Source organism: Nonomuraea sp. K271 (genome assembly GCF_009908215.1).
Lineage (GTDB): Bacteria > Actinomycetota > Actinomycetes > Streptosporangiales > Streptosporangiaceae > Nonomuraea > Nonomuraea longispora.
Genome location: NZ_JAAAHR010000025.1, coordinates 1 through 17,477 on the forward strand (window position 1 = coordinate 1; position 17,477 = coordinate 17,477).

Here is a 17,477-nt window from a genome sequence, read left to right on the forward strand (position 1 = left end):
CGGCGGCGTCATCGGCCTCGAGGCCGCCCCCCACACCACCCTCTCCGGCCAGCACCCCAAGCACTCGCTGGAATCCGTCATGGACCACTTCACCTACTGCGTGGACCTCGTCGGAATCGACCACGTCGCCTTCGGACCGGACACCAACTTCGGCGACCACGTCGGGCTGCACGACTCCTTCACCGGCCACCTGTCCATCGCCAACGCGCACGGCCACGTCGAGCACCCCCGGGTGCCGTACGTCGAAGGCATGGAGAACCCGGCGGAGAACTTCACCAACATCGTCGGCTGGCTCGTCAAGCACGACTACGGCGACGACGAGATCGGCAAGGTCATCGGCGGGAACATCCTGCGCGTACTCCGGGAGGTCTGGTGAACAGAGGCAAGCGCTGGTCGGCGGCGGTCGTGGGACTGGTGGCCACGGTCGTGCTCGCGTCGTGCGCCCTCAACGAGGGCAACGGCGAGCCGGGCGCCTCCGGCGGCGGCGCCACGACGTTGCGCATCGGCACCACCACCGACGTGGCGAACTTCAACCCGCTGCAGTCGCTGAGCAAGACCGACAACTGGATTCTGAACGCGATGTATCCGCATCTGCTGCGCATCGACGGCAATGCCAGGAAGGTGCCGGAGCTGGCGCAGAAGTACGAGTACCAGGACGGCGGCAACAAGGCCGTCTTCACCCTGCGCGACGACTTCGTCTGGAGCGACGGCAAGCCGGTGACCTCGGCCGACGTGAAATACTCGGCCGAGATGATCATGAAGCACGAGCTCGGAAACGTGGCGGCCAAGCTCGGCTTGGTCGAGAGCATCGACACCCCCGACGACACCACCGTGACGTTCGACCTCGAACGGCCCTACGCGCCGTTCGCCGAGGGCGTCGGTTTCTGGATGGCGATCGTGCCCAAGCACGTCTTCGAGAAGGCGGGCGACGTGTCGAAGTTCGCCAACGACTCCGAGTGGGTCGGGGCGGGGGCGTACATCCTGCAGAGCGCCACACCCGGCCAGCGCTACGTGATGAAACGCAATGACCAGTACCCTTACGCCCCCAAGGGCGGCGCGGCGGTCGAGACCGTCGAGTACCGGGTCTACCCGGACGTCAACACCATGCAACTGGCCCTGCGCAACGGCGACATCGACCTCATGGGGACGCCGGTCCCCGCCTCGGCGGTGGCCTCCTTCAGCGGCGACCAGAAGATCAAGCTGCAGGAGGTCGGCTCGCTGGGCTTCGCCCACATCACCTACAACGTCAACAACAAGCACCTGGCCAAGCAGGAGGTGCGCCAGGCGCTGTCGATGGTCGTGGACACCCAGTCGATCATCAAGACGGTGCTCCAGGGCGAGGCGGAACCCATGGTGGGCCCGATCTCGCCGATCTTCGACGAGTACGACAACACCGGCCTCAAGCCGTACCCGTTCGACCCGGCGGGCGCGCGCAAGCTGCTCGAAGAGGCCGGATACGCCGACGAGAACGGCGACGGCAAGCTCGACGGCCTGAACCTGGAGATGGTCTGCGACCAGAGCAACCCGAACCTGACCAGGGTCGCGCAGGTCGTCCGCGAGGACGCGGCGAAGGCCGGCGTGGAGCTCACCGCGTCGTGCGTCGAGCGCAACACGTTCCTGAGCAGGACCAAGAGCGGCGACTACGACATCGACGTCTCGCAGTGGGCGGTCTTCGACAACCCGATGGACCAACTCCGCAGCACGTACCTGTCGAGCAACCCCGGCGGCATCAACTACAACCTGGTCAAGGACGACAAGCTCGACGACCTCATCGACGCCGCAGCGGGGACGACCGAGCACGAGCAACTCGTGACGAGGGTGAAAGAGATCGACGCCTACGTGCACGACCAGGCGCTGCTCACGCCGCTGTACGTGGAGAAGATCCGCTTCGCCTACGACGGCAGCAAGTTCACCGGCTTCCAGCCCTCGCCCAGCGACCTGCTCGGCATGGTGACCGGGTTCTCGCTGTCGCAGGTCAAGCCGGTCACCTGAGGATCGGACAGAGGCTTCACCATGGTCGAATTCACCGTCCGGCGGGCGCTACGCGCGGTCCTGACGATCTGGATCGCCGTCACCGTGACGTTCTTCCTGCTGCGGCTGCTGCCAGGAGATCCCACTCTCCTGGTCGTCGAGGGGGACATGACCCCCGAGATGCAGCAGGCGCTGCGCGTGCAGTACGGGCTGGACAAGCCGATGCTCACGCAGTACTGGCTGTATCTGACCGAGCTGGTGCAGGGGAACTTCGGCACCTCGTTCCGGCAGCTCCAGCCGGTCACCGAGATCATCGTCGCGCGGGTGCCGTGGACGCTGATGCTCGCCGGGTCGGCGTTCGTGCTGACGATCCTGCTCGGCATCCCCCTCGGCGTGTACGCGGCGGCCCACCGCGGCAGGCGGCTGGACCGGATCGTCCAGATGTTCGGCATCACCGGGCACGCGCTGTTCGTGCCGAGCATCGCGATCCTGCTGCTGGTGGTGGCCGGCTCCTGGCTCGGCTGGTTCCCGATCGGCGGCGCGATCGACCCGGACACGCGCGGCCTGGCCGCTTACCTGAGCCTGTTCCACCACCTCGCGCTCCCGCTGATCAGTCTCGTGATCGTGCAACTCGGACCGTACGCGCTGACGTTGCGCACGAACATGCTGGAGGTGCTGGGCGAGGACTATGTCAAGAGCGCGCGGGGCCGGGGCCTGTCGACACGGCGCACGTTGTGGAAGCACGCGCTGCGCAACGCCATCCTCCCGGCGCTGACGCTCATGGGCCTCCAGCTCGGCACCCTGGTCGGCGGCGCGGTGCTCACCGAGACCGTGTTCGCCTACCCGGGGGTCGGCCGGCTGATCTTCGAGGCCGTCGGCCAACTCGACTACCCGCTGCTGCAGGGAGCGTTCATCATGCTCGCGATCACCGTGGTCGTCGCGAATCTGATCACCGACGTGGTCGGCATGCTGCTCAACCCGAGGATCCGCACATGAGCGCGCCGATCCCGGAGAGCACCCGGACTGTGACGGCCCCGTCCCGGACGGCCGGCCTGCGCAGGTTCGTCGCCCAGCCCACCGGTGCGCTGTCGCTGGCGGTGTTGCTGGTGTTCGTGGTGACGGGCGTGTTCGGGCCGCTGTTCGTGGACCGGCCGGGCGGGCTCGGCAGTGAGATCCTCCAGGCCCCGTCGTCCGCACATTGGTTCGGCACCGACGACCTGGGGCAGGACGTGTTCGCGCAGGTCGTGTGGGGCACCCGCGTCAGCCTCACGGTCGGGGCGGCGGCCTCGGGCCTGGCCATATTCATCGGCACCGCGCTGGGTCTGCTGGGCGCGTACTCACGGCGCGCCGACGCCTGGATCACCACGGTGACCGACCTGATGTTGTCGCTCCCGCTGCTGCCGCTGATGATCATTGTGACCGCGGTGGCGGGGCCCAGCATCCTGACGCTGACCGTGGTGATCGGGCTGTTCTCCTGGCCGGAAGTGACCCGGCTCATCCGGTCCAACGGCATGGTCGTGGTGGCGATGCCGTACATCGACGGAGCCCGCGCGCTCGGCGCCGGCGGGTGGCGGATCGTCACCCGGGAGGTGCTGCCGGCCGTGGTGCCGCTGATCGTCGTGAGCGTGCTGCTCACCGCGGCCCGCGCGGTGATCTCCGAGGCCGGGCTGAGCTTCCTCGGCCTCGGTGACCCCGACTCCTGGTCGTGGGGACGGATCATGCTCAACGCCCAGCGCAGCGGCGTGTTGTCCACCGCCTGGTGGCAGACGCTCTTCCCGTCCCTGGCCATCCTGCTGCTCGTGCTCGCGGCGACGGTCGCCGGGGTGCGCTTCAACGACTCCCGAGACCCGCGGCTGAAGGACCGGTGATCCATGCGCCTCTCCCCCGCCCACTACGCCGGCGTCCACGCCTCACTGCGGCGCGCGCTCGACGAGGACGGCCTGGACGGCTTCCTCGCCACCGCGCCCGCGGACGTCGCCTATCTCGCCGGTTTCTTCTACGCGGTCACAGAACGGCCTGTCTACCTCTGGTTCCCCCGTGAGGGGCGGCCGGTGTGCCTGGTGCCGCAGCTCGATGACGAGTACGCCCGTCTCCAGCGCATCGAGGCCGACCTGGCCACCTACGCCGAGTACCCCGGTGTGGACCCCGCCGAGCGAGTGCTGGCCCGGCTGATCGCCGGCGCAGGGCGGTCCGCCGCCAGGATCGGCGTCTCCGGCGGCCTCACGCTCGCCGCGCTCGCGCTGCTGACGGCCGCCCTGCCCGGCAGCACGTTCGAGACCAGCACGGCGGTGTCGCGGCTGCGTGTCGTCAAGCGCCCTGAGGAACTGGAGCGGCACCGCGAGGCGGCGGCGATCTGCGACGAGATGCTGGCGGCCGGCCGTGCTCTCATCGAGGACGCGCTGCGCTCCGGCGGGCCGCTGCCCAGTGAGGGCGATCTGGCACGGCACGTCATCGGTCACGGCACCGACGCGATGTACCAGCGCTACGACCACGTCATCTACACCACCAAGCTGGCCGGCGGCCTGGTGTACGCGGGGCCCAACTCGGCCCACCCGCACGGCCTGCCGAGCCGGCGCAGGTTGGAGCCGGGCGACACGGTCATTCTGTCCCTCGGCGCCGCGGTCGGCAGCCGGTTCGTCGAGAGCGAGCGTACGTTCGTCATCGGCGAGCCCTCCGCCGATCAGCGCCGCTACTTCGCCGCCGCCGCGCAGGCCCAGGAGGTGGGCACGGCGGGCCTGCGCGCCGGGCGCTCCTGCGCGGAGGTGAACCGCGAATGCCTCGATGTGATCAGAGGACACGGGCTCGGCGCGTACCTCCGCCACCGCCAAGGCCACGGCATCGGCGTGCAGAACCACGAGCCGCCCTGGGTCGAGGACGGCGATGACACGGTCATCGGCGCCGGGATGGTGCTGTCCAGCGAGCCCGGCGTGTACGTGCCGGGGCACGGCGGCTACCGCATCTCCGACACCGTGCTGATCACCGAGGACGGGCCTGAACGGCTCACCCACTATCCACGCGCACTTGAGGAGAACGTGATCGCGCCGTGAAGACGACCGTGGAGATCAACGGAACCCGCCTGGTCGCGGAGGTCATGGGGCCCGAGGGGGCGCCCGCGATGGTCGTGCACCACGGCGCCCCCGGTCTCGGCAGCCGTGCCGAGCCGCGCCGGTCGTTCGGCCCTTTCTCCGACACCATGCGCGTCGTCGTCTTCGACGCGCGCGGGTCGGGCGAGTCGGGCGACGACGGCCCTTTCACCCACGCCCAGTGGGTCGCCGACGTCGAGGCGGTGCGCCGGCACTTCGACCTCGGCCGCATCGTGATGGCCGGCGGCTCGTACGGCGGATTCATCGCGATGGAGTACGCCCTGGCCCATCCGGAGAACGTGGCCGCGCTCGTGCTCCGGGACACGGCGGCCAACACCGACTACGACCATCTCGCGGTCGAGCGAGCGAGGACCACCGACCGGGTGACGATCCCCGAATGGGTCATCGACCGCATCGGCACGGGTAATTTCACCAGCAATGAGCAGTTCAGGGAGTATTGGCGGGCGATCCTCCCGTTGTACGACCACACGTACGATCCGGATGCGGTCGAGCGGAGGGCCGCCGCGACGTCGTACCACTACCGCACCCACAATGCGGCCTTCGGCGAGAACCTGCCCGTCTACGACCTCACGCCCCGGCTGCCGGAGATCGCCTGTCCGGCGCTGGTGACCGTCGGCCGGCACGACTGGCGCACGCCTGTACCCGCCTCGCAGGTGATCGCGGACCTGGTCCCGGACAGCGAGCTTGTCGTCTTCGAGGAATCGGGCCACTCGCCGCAGTTGGAGGAGCCCGAGAAGTTCCAGCGGGTGGTCAGGGACTTCCTGGTCAGGGCGGGCGTGTCATGAACGCGGACGAGGCCGCCCTCAGCGTGCGCGCCCTCAGCGTGGAGTTCGCCACCCGCGAAGGACCCGTGCGGGCCGTCCGCGACGTCGCGCTCGACGTGTACGCCGGCCGCACGCTGGCCATCCTCGGCGAGTCCGGCTCTGGCAAGTCCGTGACCGCTCTGACGATCATGGGCCTGCTCGACTCGCCACCGGCCCGCGTCACCTCGGGCAGCATCATGTTCGAGGGCGCCGACCTGGTGACCTCGACCGAGCGCACCCGCATGCGGGTCAACGGTGAGGGCATCGCCATGGTCTTCCAGGACGCGCTGTCGGCGCTGAACCCGGTCTACACGGTGGGCAACCAGATCAGCGAGCTGCTGCGGGTGCGGCGCGGGCTGTCCCGCACCGCCGCCAGGGCCCAGGCGATCGAGCTGATGGAACGGGTCCGCATCCCGGCCGCCGCCCGCCGGGTGGACGACTATCCGCACCAGTTCTCCGGCGGCATGCGCCAGCGCATCATGATCGCGCTGGCGGTGGCGCTCGATCCGCGCGTGCTCATCGCCGACGAGCCCACCACCGCCCTGGACGTCACCGTGCAGGCGCAGATCATGGAGCTGCTGACCGAGCTGCGGCGCGAGAACGGGATGGGGCTCGTGCTCATCACCCACGACCTCGGCGTGGTCGCGGAGGTGGCAGACGACGTCACCGTCATGTACTCGGGCCGCATCGTCGAGCGCGGCACCGTGGAGGAGCTCTTCCAGCGGCCGGCGCATCCGTACACGCGCGGACTGCTGCGCTCGATGCCGCGGCCCGACCGGCAGGACGACGAGTTGTGGGCCATCCCCGGCGCTCCGCCCAGCTCTCTGCACGCCCCGGGCGGCTGCCCCTTCCACCCACGCTGCGACGCGGCCGTGGACAGGTGCCGGTCCGACCAACCCGAGTTCGAGTTGATCGCGGCGGGCCGCGGCAGCGCGTGCCACCGGAGTCAGGAGGTGTTCGATGGCCGAGCGTGAGGTCGTCCTGGAGGTGGACTCCCTGGTGCGGCACTTCCCGATCAAGGGCGGGCTGCTGAGGCGCGGGCGCTCGTCCGTGCAAGCCGTGGACGGTGTGTCGTTCACGCTCGGGCGCGGCGAGACGCTGGGCGTGGTCGGCGAGTCGGGCTGCGGCAAGTCGACGCTGGCCCGCACGATCGTCGGGCTCGACGCGCCGACCTCGGGCAGCGTGCGTTACCGGGGCACCGACGTGCACCGGACGTCCGCGCGGGGGCTGCGCGAGATGCGGCGCAGCGTCCAGATCGTGCTCCAGGACCCCTACACCTCGCTCAACCCCAGGAAGACGCTGCGCGACCTGCTCGCGCAGCCGTTCGAGATCCATCCGGACGTGCTGCCGCGCGAACGACGGCTCACCCGGATCAAGGAGCTCGTCGAGCTGGTCGGGCTGGACCCCGATCACCTCGATCGGTACCCGTTCCAGTTCTCCGGCGGACAACGCCAGCGCATCGGGATCGCCCGCGCGCTCGCGCTCGAACCCGAGGTCGTCGTCTGCGACGAGCCCGTCTCCGCGCTGGACGTGTCCGTGCAGGCGCAGGTGGTCAACCTGCTGCGGCGGTTGCAGCGCGAGCTCGGCCTGTCGTACGTGTTCATCGCGCACGACCTGTCCGTGGTCCGGCACATCTCCGACCGGGTGGCGGTGATGTACCTGGGCAAGATCGTGGAGCTGGGCGAGCGGCGGCAGGTGTACGAGCGGCCGCGGCACCCGTATACGCGGGCCCTGCTCGAAGCCGTGCCGATCCCCGACCCGGTCGGCCGGGACGAGCGCGCCCGCACCCTGCTGGCCGGAGACCCGCCGAGCCCGGTGGACCCTCCGTCGGGCTGCCGATTCCGTACCCGGTGCCCCAAGGCCGAGGACGTGTGCGCGCGTACCGAACCGACGCTCGAAGCGGAGCCGGGCACCACCGAAGCCGCCTGTCACTTTCCCCACCGCAACTCGCTGGCGCGTCTCGGCGCCTAGCAACCCGATATTTCCGGAGGAATCACCCTTATGCAGCCAGAGTCCGCCTCCTACCGGGGCTACACGGCCTACGGCTACCTTGAGCCGGGCGTGGACTACGCCGCCTTCAAGCTCGCCGAGCAGATCGGCCGGGTCCCCGCCTACGACGGCGGCCTGTCGGCCGAGCAGGAGGAGCGGGTCGGCCGGATCCTGGCCGAGCACGTCGCGATCTCGCTGCACGAGCACGCGGTGGTGTTGCCGGAAGACACCGGCGAGATCCGCGCGTACAACAGGACGGGCCGGCAGCGCACCGCGTACGAAGGGCTGGCCCGCTCGGGCCTGACCGCCGTCTTCGACAACTTCATGGCCGGGGCGTCCTGCGTCACCAGCGAGAACGGCTGGAAGTGGAGCGACATGATCTACGCCCTCGGCTTCCGCCTCGCCGACCTGGCCAAGCAGGACTTCCTCACGCACGCCACGACCGTGGCCGACATCCGGGCCGCCAAGCGTGACGGCCGGGTCGCGCTGGTGGCGGGCCTGGAATCGTCCACCATGATTGAGAACGAGCTGGACCGGCTGGACATCCTGTACGGCTTCGGCGTGCGGCAGATGGGCGTCGCCTACTCCCAGGCGAACCAGTTGGGCGGTGGCCTGTCGGAGAGCTCGGACGGCGGCCTGACCCATTTCGGCCGCCGGGCCGTGACCCGCATGAACAAACTCGGCATGGCCATCGACATCTCCCACTCCGGCGACCGCACCTGCCTCGACGTCATCGAGCACTCCAACGTGCCCGTCTTCATCACCCACGCCGGAGCCCGCGCCGTCTGGCCCACCAACCGCATGAAACCCGACGACGTCATCCGCGCCTGCGCCGAACGCGGCGGCGTCATCGGCCTCGAGGCCGCCCCCCACACCACCCTCTCCGGCCAGCACCCCAAGCACTCGCTGGAATCCGTCATGGACCACTTCACCTACTGCGTGGACCTCGTCGGAATCGACCACGTCACTTTTGGGCCCGACACGATGTTCGGCGATCATGTGGGAGTGCACATGACCTATTCGGGCAACTACGGTCACGATCGCAGCGGCGCCCCCGACCACCCCCGCGTGCCGTACGTCGACGGCCTGGAGAACCCGGCGGAGTGCTTCACCAACATCGTCGGCTGGCTCGTCAAGCACGACTACAGCGACGACGAGATCGGCAAGGTCATCGGCGGGAATACGCTCAGAGTCCTCGAACATGTCTGGTAGAACGGCGTTCCACGGCCGCGTGGCCGGGAGGGGAGCCCGGTATGGGTCGGCGTGACACCGCAGTGCAGGCCGCGCTGGCGGGCTTGCGGGCGCTGCTGGAGGCGAAGTTCGAGCCGGGCGACCGGCTGCCCACCGAGCAGGATCTCGCCGACCTGCTCGACGTGAGCCGGGGCACGGTCAGAGAGGCGCTGGGCGTCCTGGCCATCGAGGGGGCGATCATCCGGCGCTGGGGGGTCGGGACGTTCGTGTCCAGCAAGCCGGACATGGCCCAGCTCAGCATGGCGAAGATCGCCGGTTTCCGTGACCGGATCCAGATGGCGGGCCACACGGTGGAGCTGATCTCGTCGTCGTGCCAGACGACCCCGTGCCCGCGGCCGGTGGCCGAGGCACTGGGACTGCCGACGCGCGAGCCGGTGTGGCTGGTGACCCGGACCTTCAGCGTCGACGGGACCGCCGCCGCGTACTTGCAGGACTACCTGCCGTCGCAGATCGGCGGCGACGCGATCGACCCGCATCCCATGCTGGAGGTCGACACGGACCTGTTCACCTATCTGGAGCGGGCGGGCCATCCGGCCGGCAACGCGGTCACCGACCTGGAGGCCGTGCTCGCCGCGGACCGGGGGGCGGAGTCCCTGCGGGTGCCGGTGGGCTTTCCGCTGGTGCGGTCGTTGCAGACGGTGTACGGCCGGGGAGAGGAGCCCATCGCGTACGGCATCACCCTCAACCGCACGGACGTCATGCGCATCCGGATCATACGCTGACGGGCTGCGGGCCTCCCGGAGACGGCTGAACGGTCCTGATCGGCGGTCTCCGGCGGCCGGCCGGCATGTCACGCCTGGCGTTCCTGGTGTTCCCGGTGTTCCTGGTGAAGCGGGCGAAGGTGCGCCGCCGGACTTCATCCGATTTGACTTGGGCATGGCCACGCGCGAGCATGCAACTAGGGCAGTCGTACAGGACGAGTGCCCTGGAGAGGAGAGGGAGCCATGGTCTCCCCAGCGGCCGAGCGCGGGCGCGCGGTGCGGGAACGACTGCTTCATGCAGCGGCGGAGCTCATCCCCGAACGCGGCTGGACGGCGGTGAGCACCCGGATACTCGCCGAGCGCGCCGGGGTGACGCCGAGCGTGGTGCACTACCACTTCCCCTCGCTGCCGAGCCTGCTGAACGAGGCCGCGACCGGCGAGATGAGGAAAATGCTGGCCGGGCTGAACGAGCTGCTGGAAACCACCCGCTCGCCCGGCGACGCGATCGAGACGATGGCCGCGTCGGTCGAGCAGTACACCGGCGCCGACGCCGCCTCGCTGCTGTTCGTCGAGGCATACCTGGCGAGCACCCGCGACGACGCCCTGCGCGAGCGGATCGCCGAGCTGGTCGCCGAGTTCCGGCAGCGGTTCGGCGGGTGGCTGGAGCGGCACGGGGTGCCCGCCCCGTTGGAGACCGCCGCCGTGCTGGCGGCCTGCGTGGACGGCCTGCTGCTGCACCGCGGCCTGGGCCTGCAGGCGAGCGATCCCTCGGCGGTGCTGCGCAGGCTCCTTTCCACGGCCCCCGAGGAGGAACGACAGTGCGAACAGTGATCTGCGGCGCCGGCATCAGCGGCCTGGCCCTGGCCCATCGGCTCGCCGCCCTGGGCGGCGAGGTCGTGGTGGTCGAGCGGGCCCCCGGACCACGCCCCCAGGGATACATGATCGACTTCTTCGGCCCCGGGCTGGAGGCGGTCGAGGCCATGGGGCTGCTGCCCCCGTTCGAACGAGCCGCCTACCACTATGACGAAGGGCGCCTGGTCGACCGGAACGGTCGCCGCCGCGCCACCATCCGGACCAAGAGCTTCGCGCGCGGCCGGCTGCTCAACCTCCTGCGTCCCGACATCGAGGCCGTGCTGGCCGAAAACCTTCCTGCCGAGGTCGAGCTGCGCTACGACACCGCGCTGACCGAGGTGGCCGACCGCCCCGACGGCGTGACGGTGACGCTGGAGGACGGCACCGTCCTGGACGCCGATCTGCTCGTGGGCGCGGACGGGATCCATTCGACCGTCCGCCGGCTGGTGTTCGGGCCGGAAGACCGCTACCTGCGCTACCTGGGCCTGCACACGGCGGCGTTCACCTTCGACGCGCCGGACGTGCACGCCGCCACCGAGGACGCGTTCTGCCTCACCGACTCCATCGACCGGCAGATGGGCTTGTACGCGCTGCGCGACGGCCGGGTCGCCGCGTTCGCGGTGCACCGCAGCGCCGACCCCACGATTCCGGACGATCTCCGAGGGGCGATCCAGCGAGCCTACACCGGTCTGGGCTGGGTGACGCCGCGCGCGCTGGAGCAGTGCCCGCCACCCGAGGAGATCTACTACGACCAGGTCGCGCAGATCGAGCTCCCGGAGTGGAGCACCGGCCGGGTCGTCCTGCTCGGAGACGCCGCCTGCGCGGTGTCGCTGATCGCCGGGCAGGGCGCGTCGCTCGGCATCGCCGGTGCCTTCCTGCTCGCCGACCGGCTCGCGCACGCGCCGGCGATCGAACGGGCCACCGCCGAGTTCGAGCACCTGTGGCGGCCCGTGGTCGAGGACAAACAACGCAACGCCCGATCGATGGCCCGCTGGTTCCTGCCCTCCTCGCCGACCGACCTGCGAATCCGGCGCATCATGCTCAGCCTGACCCGAGTGCCCTTCGTCACCGGCTACCTGAGCTCCGTCCTCGCAGGCAAGGACACCAAGCTCGCCGACGTCATGCGCCAGGCATCCGGCACCACCGAACCGGCGGTCGCGTAGGCTCATACGCCACGCAGATCGCGACTGCGGAAGCCGTACCGGCCGATGAGAAGCAGGCCCCCCGCGAGCGCGGTGAGCACCACCAGCGGGGTGAGTCGGAAGTCCTCGACCGGCATCCGGGGAATGTGGTCGAACGGGGACAACCCCCGTACCCAGTCCGGCAGGTCCGCGCCCCAGAAGCGCATCATCGCGCCGAGCGCGAGCACGGCCCAGGCCAGGGCGACGGCCCTGGGCGCGAGCCCGAACAGTGTGGCGGCGATGCCCAGGAGGAAGAGGATCTCCGGAGTGCGGGCGATCACGGCGGCGACCGCCGCTCCCGCACGGGCGACGTCGCCGAGCGCCAGAGCCGTGCCGGCAGCCATGGACAGGCCGGACACCATCAGCAGCGCGACGGCGGCGGACCCGGTGGCCAGGAGTGACGAGCCCAGCCACGCCCATCGACCGGTCGGGGTGGTCGGCAGCGGCGCCACCCGCCCGCGGTCTGATTTCAGCGGACATGTAGGTCCTTCGGTCGCTAGAGTCGCAGCTGTTGCGGAATCCCGTCCGCCTGGGGAATCGAAAGGCACTGATGGCTACGACCGGAGCTCCCGTTCGCCCCTTGGCGACCGCGGTCGCAGGCTTGTAACGCCGCGCCTGTAGCAGCGAAGGCAGCACACATCCCGGTCGCCGGGGCGAGGTGACACGTGTCACCGGCCCTTGGCGCTGTTTGGCGTCTCCGTTCGCCTTCTCCGGGAGTTCTGCTGTGTCCGCTCGTCGTGCTTCACTGCTCCGTGCACGTGTCCTGGTCGCACATCTGATCGCTGCTCCGTTCGGCAGGAAATCCCGACGGTCGAGGCCGGCTCCGCCTGCTCCGAGCTCCGCCGATCAGACCGTCAACCGCAATGTCCGCCTGCTGAGCTGGTTCAACTTCTTCGGCGACTTCCGCATGTACGGGCCGATCATGGTCATCTACTTCGCGCAAGTCACCGGCTCGTACGCCGCTGCCGCCAGCCTCCTGGCGGTGAAGATGCTGTCTTCGGCAGCGTTCGAAGTACCTACCGGGGTGTTCTCCGACCGCCTCGGCCGACGCGGCACGATGATCGCCGGTGCCGTCGTCATGGTGGCCGCCCATCTCGGGTACGCCGGTGCTTCGGGCTACGGCCTCCTCCTGGCAGCTGTTGTGCTGGAGGGACTGGCGACCTCATTGTGGAGCGGCAACAACGAGTCTCTGCTCTACGACACGTTGCTCGAAGCCGGCCGGGAGGAGGAGTTCCCCCGGCACTCGGGCCGGGTGAACTCGATGTTCCAGATCGCGCTCGCTCTGGCGGCAGCCATAGGTGGCGTGGTCGCCGGCGCGTGGTCGCTGCGCGCGGTGGTCATGCTGTCGGTCGTGCCGCAGGTGCTGTGCGTGCTCGTCGCCTTGCGGGTCCGGGAACCGCGGGTGCACGCCCCGCTGGAATCGAACGTGCTGCGGCATCTCGGATCGGCCCTGCGCGGCATCCGCCGTAATCCGGTGCTCCGCCGGATGACTCTGGTGTCGGCGCTTCGCTACAGCAGCGAAAGCGCGGCCCAGTTGTCGCCTGTTTTCGTGGCAGGGCTGTGGCCACTGTGGGCGCTGGGCCTGTGGCGCACCTTCGGCCATGGCGTGGCCTTCGTCGGCTTCCGCGTCAGTGGTTGGGTGATCGGCCGGGTGGGCGCGGCCCGCACTTTGCTGTTCGGTGAGCTGTTCGACAACGTGGCGAACTTCGTGGCGCTGGTCAAGCCGACGGCGTTCTCGCCCGTGCTGCTCGGGTCACCGGCCTACGGCATGTCGACAACTGCCCAGCAGACGTTGCTGCAGCGCGAGTTCACCGACCGGGAACGCGCGACCATGGGTTCGCTGGCGTCGCTGCTCGGCAGCGCGCTCTACGCGCTCGTCGCCCTGGGAGCCGGCGTGGTGGCAGACCGCTGGGGCATCGTTGCGGCGTTGCTCGGGATCCAGGCGGTGGTGCTGATCGCACTTCCGCTCGCCTGGTGGGTGCACGCACACGCTTCTTCGCTCCGCGCGGGTGCTGGGACGGTGACGGAATGAGCACCTTCTCGACCCCGGCCGGGCGGCGCAGGGCACCGCACCGGGATCGTGGCACGGCGCGCACATGCCTCCTTCGGAGGCCTTCACATGTGGGCCGCGACTCCCGACGTCAAGGAGGCGGCATGGTGATCGAGGAAGAGCCGGGCGATCAGGTCGCCGCGTGAACCGGTGCCCGACTTGGCGAAAATCGACTTCAGGTGGTCCTGCACGGTGTACGACGACACGTGCAGCCGGCCGGCGATCTGCTTGGTGGACAAGCCCTTGGCCACCAGTTCGGTGACCCGGCGCTCGCTGTCGGTGAACCCGTAGGCAGCGACCATCAGGGGTGCCATCTCGGCGGGGCGAGCGACCTCCAGCATCACCGCGACCTGTGGTTCCGGACCGTTGTTCAGCAGCGAGCCTCGGGCTATCAGCCACTGACCGGCCCGGGTGCGCGCTCGGGCTCTGGCCGGCCGGAGATCGGTCGGCGCAGGTGCCCCACTCGGGGCCGTGCCGCAGAGGGAACGGGCCTGGCGGGCGACGGCGGAGATCACCAGAGGCAGCCGAGCGCCCGCTCTGTCACCGGTGCCCAGCTCGTCCAGCCAACGATCCGCTGCCTTGTCGGACATACGCACGCCGTCATCGGCGTCGAGGATCAGCAGACCGGCGTCGTCGTCACCGGCCTGTGCGCCACCGAGCAACAGGCCGCGCCGTAGTCCATCAGTGATCAGGCGGGCGATCGACGATACGAATTCCACCTCGGCCGGGGAGAAGTACGGGCGCTTCGCCTCTCTGAACACGGTCAGCTGCCCCCATGTCCCCGTGCTGCCGGCGAGCACCACCCGCAACTCGTCGGAGAATCCCCCAGGGCTGCGAATCTCCCGCTGGCGCAGGCTACGGTCGAGGTCTCCGGCGGTGGCTTCGCTCAGGCTGCCGGCCGGGCGGCCGGCATGGGCGAGCTGTACCCACGTGTTGAAGTCCGGCTCACGCACCTCGATCTCCACGAGCCGGAGCAGCTCTGCCGCGGGCAGGCCGTTCTCCACGAACTCGGCTGTCGGGAGCATGGTCGCCGGGTCGGTCGTCATGAGGCAGGTGCCTTCGGCGGGCACGGCCCGGCGCAAGGCATCGCCGACGGCCCGCGAGAACTCAGGCACGGACAACCCTCGGTGAACCAGCCTGACGATTTCTTCGCGGACGCGTGCATGCGCCGCCATCGCGTTGACCACGATCGGGATCTTATGACGATCGGCGGCATCATCCCAGAAATCTGGGATTCAGCCCGGCTGGACGATCTCGCATGCTGGGCGCATATCAGTAATCGCCCGGGCAGGCCGGGCCGCACCAAGGGAGCACTCCATGATCACCGTCGATCGGACCCTCGCCGCCGGCACCTGGGTCGGCGATCCCGTTCATTCCGACATCTCGTTCAAGGTCCGTCACATGGGCGTCGGCAAGGTCCGGGGGACTTTCGCGCTCGCCTCTGCGGCCTTGAGCGTCGGCGAGGGCGGCGGCCGGGTGACCGCCCTCATCGACCCCGCCTCGGTGCGCACCGGTAACGAACAGCGCGACCAGCACATCCGGTCGGCCGATTTCCTGGACGTGGAGAAGTACAGGCAGATCGAGTTCGCCTCGACCGAGGTCCGCGGCTTCGACGGCGAGACCTTCATCCTGGTGGGCGAGCTGACCCTGCACGGTGTCACCAGGACCGTTGAGATGGAGGCCGAGTACCTCGGCGTCGTCGACGACCCGTCCGGCGCGCAGCGGACCGGGTTCTCGGCTAGGACCACCATCAGCCGTGCCGCGTTCGGCGTCGACATCCAGCTCGGCTTCGGCGCCGGGAACGCCGTGGTCGCCGACACCATCGAGATCGCCATCGAGATCGAGTTCACGACCACCGAATCGGATCCGCGGTGACTCTCATGGCACCCGTTGGACGTACTGAAAGGTCCGGAAACGTGAGTAAGACCGTGCTGTACATGTCGATGTCGGTGGACGGGTTCATCGCCGGGCCGAACGCGGCGCCGGGCAACGGGCTCGGCGACAAAGGGCATCGGCTGCATGAGTGGTTCCTGCCGGATGCCGACGCCGATGACAGGAGAGACCTCGACCGCCTGGCGGGCGCGAACCGTGAGGTCATGGACGAGGCCATGGCCACCGGGGCGGTCGTCGTCGGCCGGCGGACGTTCGAGCTCGCCGACGGCTGGGGCGGCGACCACCACGATGGCGTGCCGATCTTCGTCCTGAGCCGCCGAAAGCCCGATTCCGAGCTGCAATGGCCCGGGGTCACCTATGTGAGCGACGTAACGGCCGCGATGAACATGGCCAGGGACGTGGCCGGCGACAAGGACGTCCTGGTCCACGGAGCCCGTACCGCTCGGCTGGCACTCGCCGCCGGCGTCCTCGACGAACTGCGGATTCACCTGGTCCCGGTTCTGATCGGACAGGGTGAACCACTCTTCGAGGACATGCCGCCCGGGCACATCGAGCTCGAACTGCTCAGTGCCACGGACGGGCCGGGCGTGACGCACCTGCGCTACCGCGTGAGGGCGGAGGGCTGAGTGATGGCGCTCATCCGGCTGTACATGACCATGTCCCTGGACGGTTACGTCACGGGGCCGCAGGACAGCGCGGACGCCCCGATGGGAATCGGCGGGTTCCGGCTCTTCAACTGGCTCGACCGGCGCAACGCCCCCGGACCCAGCGGACAGGTGTACGCCGAGGTGCTGGCGACCCGCGCCGTCATCGCCGGCCGCCGCACCTACGAGCACGCCCACCGCTGGCAGGGCGACCATCACGACGGCGTCCCCGTCTTCGTCCTGACCCACGACGTGCCGGACGACCCGCCGCCGGGCAGTGTCCGCTACGTCACCGACGTCCGTGACTGCGCCGCACGGGCCCGCGCGGCGGCCGGGGACGACGACGTGATGGTGCACGGCGCCGGGGCGGCGCAGGCGCTGCTGCGGGCAGGGCAGCTTGACGAGCTCGAACTCCACGTCGTACCCGTCCTGCTCGGGCAGGGACGCCGGCTGTTCGACGGCCTGCCGGCCGAGCACATCGAACTCGACCTGGTCCGCAGGTTGGCCACGCCGCAGACCGGCGACCTCACACAGCGCGTCACGCACCTGCGCTACCGCATCCGCCGCCGTTGACCCGCGAAGTCCCGCCCGATCCTCAGCTACCGGGCGTGCGTGGCGAGGCCACTTCCCTGAGGGAAGTGGCCCTTTGCTCACGGCCGCGCGAGAGCGTACACCCTCGTGCCACCGATGGTGACCACCGTGCAGTAGTACTCGGGGCCCGCGGCGTTGGCGGCGGTGTTGCAGGACTTCGCGCCTGCGGTGGTGTACGGGTACCACCGGACGATCACCTCCGCGGAGGCCGGCCCCGGTGCGAGGATGGCGACCATCGCGGCGGTGGTGACGGCGGCCGACATGCCCAGCGAGATACGCCTCACGACAGTTCTCATACGGCGATCCTTTCGATTCATGGAGCCTTCCCCGAAAGAAAAGCGCCAATTCCTCCGGCTCCATTCACGGAATTTCGGTTTGATCGTATGAAGCGCGCGCCTGATTTCCGCCTGTTCTCCGCACGCCGCCGACCGGCGGGGTGATCCTCAG

19 protein-coding genes are annotated in these 17,477 nt (G+C 69.5%); 16 read left to right on the forward strand and 3 right to left on the reverse strand.

All coding sequences use genetic code 11. The features are described from left to right. The 12 genes from GUY59_RS11620 to GUY59_RS48525 form a co-directional block, all read left to right on the forward strand. Nucleotides 1-376, forward strand: a 376-nt coding sequence (locus GUY59_RS11620; protein WP_201760759.1) for a membrane dipeptidase, incomplete at its 5' end; no start/stop codon positions are given. Then, nucleotides 373-1,992: an ABC transporter substrate-binding protein gene (locus GUY59_RS11625; RefSeq protein ID WP_252375020.1), complete on the forward strand. Its 1,620-nt coding sequence runs from the start codon at nucleotides 373-375 to the stop codon at nucleotides 1,990-1,992. The genes GUY59_RS11620 and GUY59_RS11625, both read left to right, overlap by 4 nt. Nucleotides 1,993-2,013: 21 nt before the next feature. Then, entirely contained in the window at nucleotides 2,014-2,967 is a 954-nt protein-coding gene (locus GUY59_RS11630; protein WP_138202148.1) for an ABC transporter permease, read from the forward strand. Then, a complete protein-coding gene (locus tag GUY59_RS11635; RefSeq protein ID WP_138202149.1) occupies nucleotides 2,964-3,839 on the forward strand; it encodes an ABC transporter permease in 876 nt (291 codons plus the stop codon). The genes GUY59_RS11630 and GUY59_RS11635 overlap by 4 nt, the downstream gene beginning before the upstream one ends. A 3-nt stretch (nucleotides 3,840-3,842) precedes the next feature. Further along, nucleotides 3,843-5,018, forward strand: coding sequence for a M24 family metallopeptidase (locus GUY59_RS11640; RefSeq protein ID WP_138202150.1), 1,176 nt, complete (start codon nucleotides 3,843-3,845; stop codon nucleotides 5,016-5,018). Continuing rightward, on the forward strand, nucleotides 5,015-5,860 hold the full coding sequence (locus GUY59_RS11645; protein ID WP_252375021.1) for an alpha/beta fold hydrolase: 846 nt from the start codon (nucleotides 5,015-5,017) through the stop codon (nucleotides 5,858-5,860). Before GUY59_RS11640 ends, GUY59_RS11645 begins: the two co-directional genes overlap by 4 nt. Continuing rightward, on the forward strand, nucleotides 5,857-6,852 hold the full coding sequence (locus GUY59_RS11650) for an ABC transporter ATP-binding protein (RefSeq protein ID WP_138202151.1): 996 nt from the start codon (nucleotides 5,857-5,859) through the stop codon (nucleotides 6,850-6,852). Before GUY59_RS11645 ends, GUY59_RS11650 begins: the two co-directional genes overlap by 4 nt. After that, complete coding sequence (locus GUY59_RS11655; RefSeq protein ID WP_132334645.1) at nucleotides 6,839-7,849, forward strand: ABC transporter ATP-binding protein; 1,011 nt, start codon at nucleotides 6,839-6,841, stop codon at nucleotides 7,847-7,849. Before GUY59_RS11650 ends, GUY59_RS11655 begins: the two co-directional genes overlap by 14 nt. A gap of 30 nt (nucleotides 7,850-7,879) precedes the next feature. Further along, nucleotides 7,880-9,079: a dipeptidase gene (locus GUY59_RS11660; protein WP_138202152.1), complete on the forward strand. Its 1,200-nt coding sequence runs from the start codon at nucleotides 7,880-7,882 to the stop codon at nucleotides 9,077-9,079. Nucleotides 9,080-9,120: 41 nt separating this feature from the next. Beyond that, the gene (locus GUY59_RS11665; RefSeq protein WP_138202153.1) at nucleotides 9,121-9,840 is read left to right on the forward strand and encodes a GntR family transcriptional regulator; all 720 of its coding nucleotides are present in this window, start codon (nucleotides 9,121-9,123) and stop codon (nucleotides 9,838-9,840) included. Between the two features lie 222 nt (nucleotides 9,841-10,062). Continuing rightward, the gene (locus tag GUY59_RS48520; RefSeq protein ID WP_138202154.1) at nucleotides 10,063-10,650 is read left to right on the forward strand and encodes a TetR/AcrR family transcriptional regulator; all 588 of its coding nucleotides are present in this window, start codon (nucleotides 10,063-10,065) and stop codon (nucleotides 10,648-10,650) included. Then, complete coding sequence (locus GUY59_RS48525) at nucleotides 10,638-11,834, forward strand: FAD-dependent monooxygenase (protein WP_138202155.1); 1,197 nt, start codon at nucleotides 10,638-10,640, stop codon at nucleotides 11,832-11,834. Before GUY59_RS48520 ends, GUY59_RS48525 begins: the two co-directional genes overlap by 13 nt. Nucleotides 11,835-11,836: 2 nt before the next feature. Here the strand turns inward: GUY59_RS48525 and GUY59_RS11680 are convergent, their stop codons facing one another. Next, the gene (locus GUY59_RS11680; protein ID WP_138202156.1) at nucleotides 11,837-12,304 is read right to left on the reverse strand and encodes a hypothetical protein; all 468 of its coding nucleotides are present in this window, start codon (nucleotides 12,302-12,304) and stop codon (nucleotides 11,837-11,839) included. A gap of 272 nt (nucleotides 12,305-12,576) precedes the next feature. On the opposite strand from GUY59_RS11680, the gene GUY59_RS11685 reads away from it, so the two are divergent. Next, complete coding sequence (locus tag GUY59_RS11685; protein WP_138202157.1) at nucleotides 12,577-13,884, forward strand: MFS transporter; 1,308 nt, start codon at nucleotides 12,577-12,579, stop codon at nucleotides 13,882-13,884. A gap of 83 nt (nucleotides 13,885-13,967) precedes the next feature. Here GUY59_RS11685 and GUY59_RS50655 read toward each other — a convergent pair whose 3' ends face one another. After that, complete coding sequence (locus GUY59_RS50655) at nucleotides 13,968-15,089, reverse strand: helix-turn-helix transcriptional regulator (protein ID WP_138202158.1); 1,122 nt, start codon at nucleotides 15,087-15,089, stop codon at nucleotides 13,968-13,970. Nucleotides 15,090-15,219: 130 nt separating this feature from the next. Between GUY59_RS50655 and GUY59_RS11695 the strand changes: the two genes are divergently transcribed. Genes GUY59_RS11695 through GUY59_RS11705 form a run of 3 tightly spaced genes read left to right on the forward strand, consistent with a single transcriptional unit; the run spans nucleotide 15,220 to nucleotide 17,012 of the window. Then, the gene (locus GUY59_RS11695) at nucleotides 15,220-15,777 is read left to right on the forward strand and encodes a YceI family protein (protein ID WP_138202159.1); all 558 of its coding nucleotides are present in this window, start codon (nucleotides 15,220-15,222) and stop codon (nucleotides 15,775-15,777) included. Nucleotides 15,778-15,818: 41 nt separating this feature from the next. After that, complete coding sequence (locus GUY59_RS11700; RefSeq protein ID WP_212746223.1) at nucleotides 15,819-16,421, forward strand: dihydrofolate reductase family protein; 603 nt, start codon at nucleotides 15,819-15,821, stop codon at nucleotides 16,419-16,421. Nucleotides 16,422-16,424: 3 nt separating this feature from the next. Beyond that, a complete protein-coding gene (locus GUY59_RS11705) occupies nucleotides 16,425-17,012 on the forward strand; it encodes a dihydrofolate reductase family protein (protein ID WP_171055442.1) in 588 nt (195 codons plus the stop codon). Nucleotides 17,013-17,089: 77 nt separating this feature from the next. Here the strand turns inward: GUY59_RS11705 and GUY59_RS11710 are convergent, their stop codons facing one another. Beyond that, nucleotides 17,090-17,326 (reverse strand): hypothetical protein, encoded by a 237-nt coding sequence (locus GUY59_RS11710; RefSeq protein WP_138202162.1) that lies wholly within the window; start codon nucleotides 17,324-17,326, stop codon nucleotides 17,090-17,092. Nucleotides 17,327-17,477: the final 151 nt, after the last annotated feature.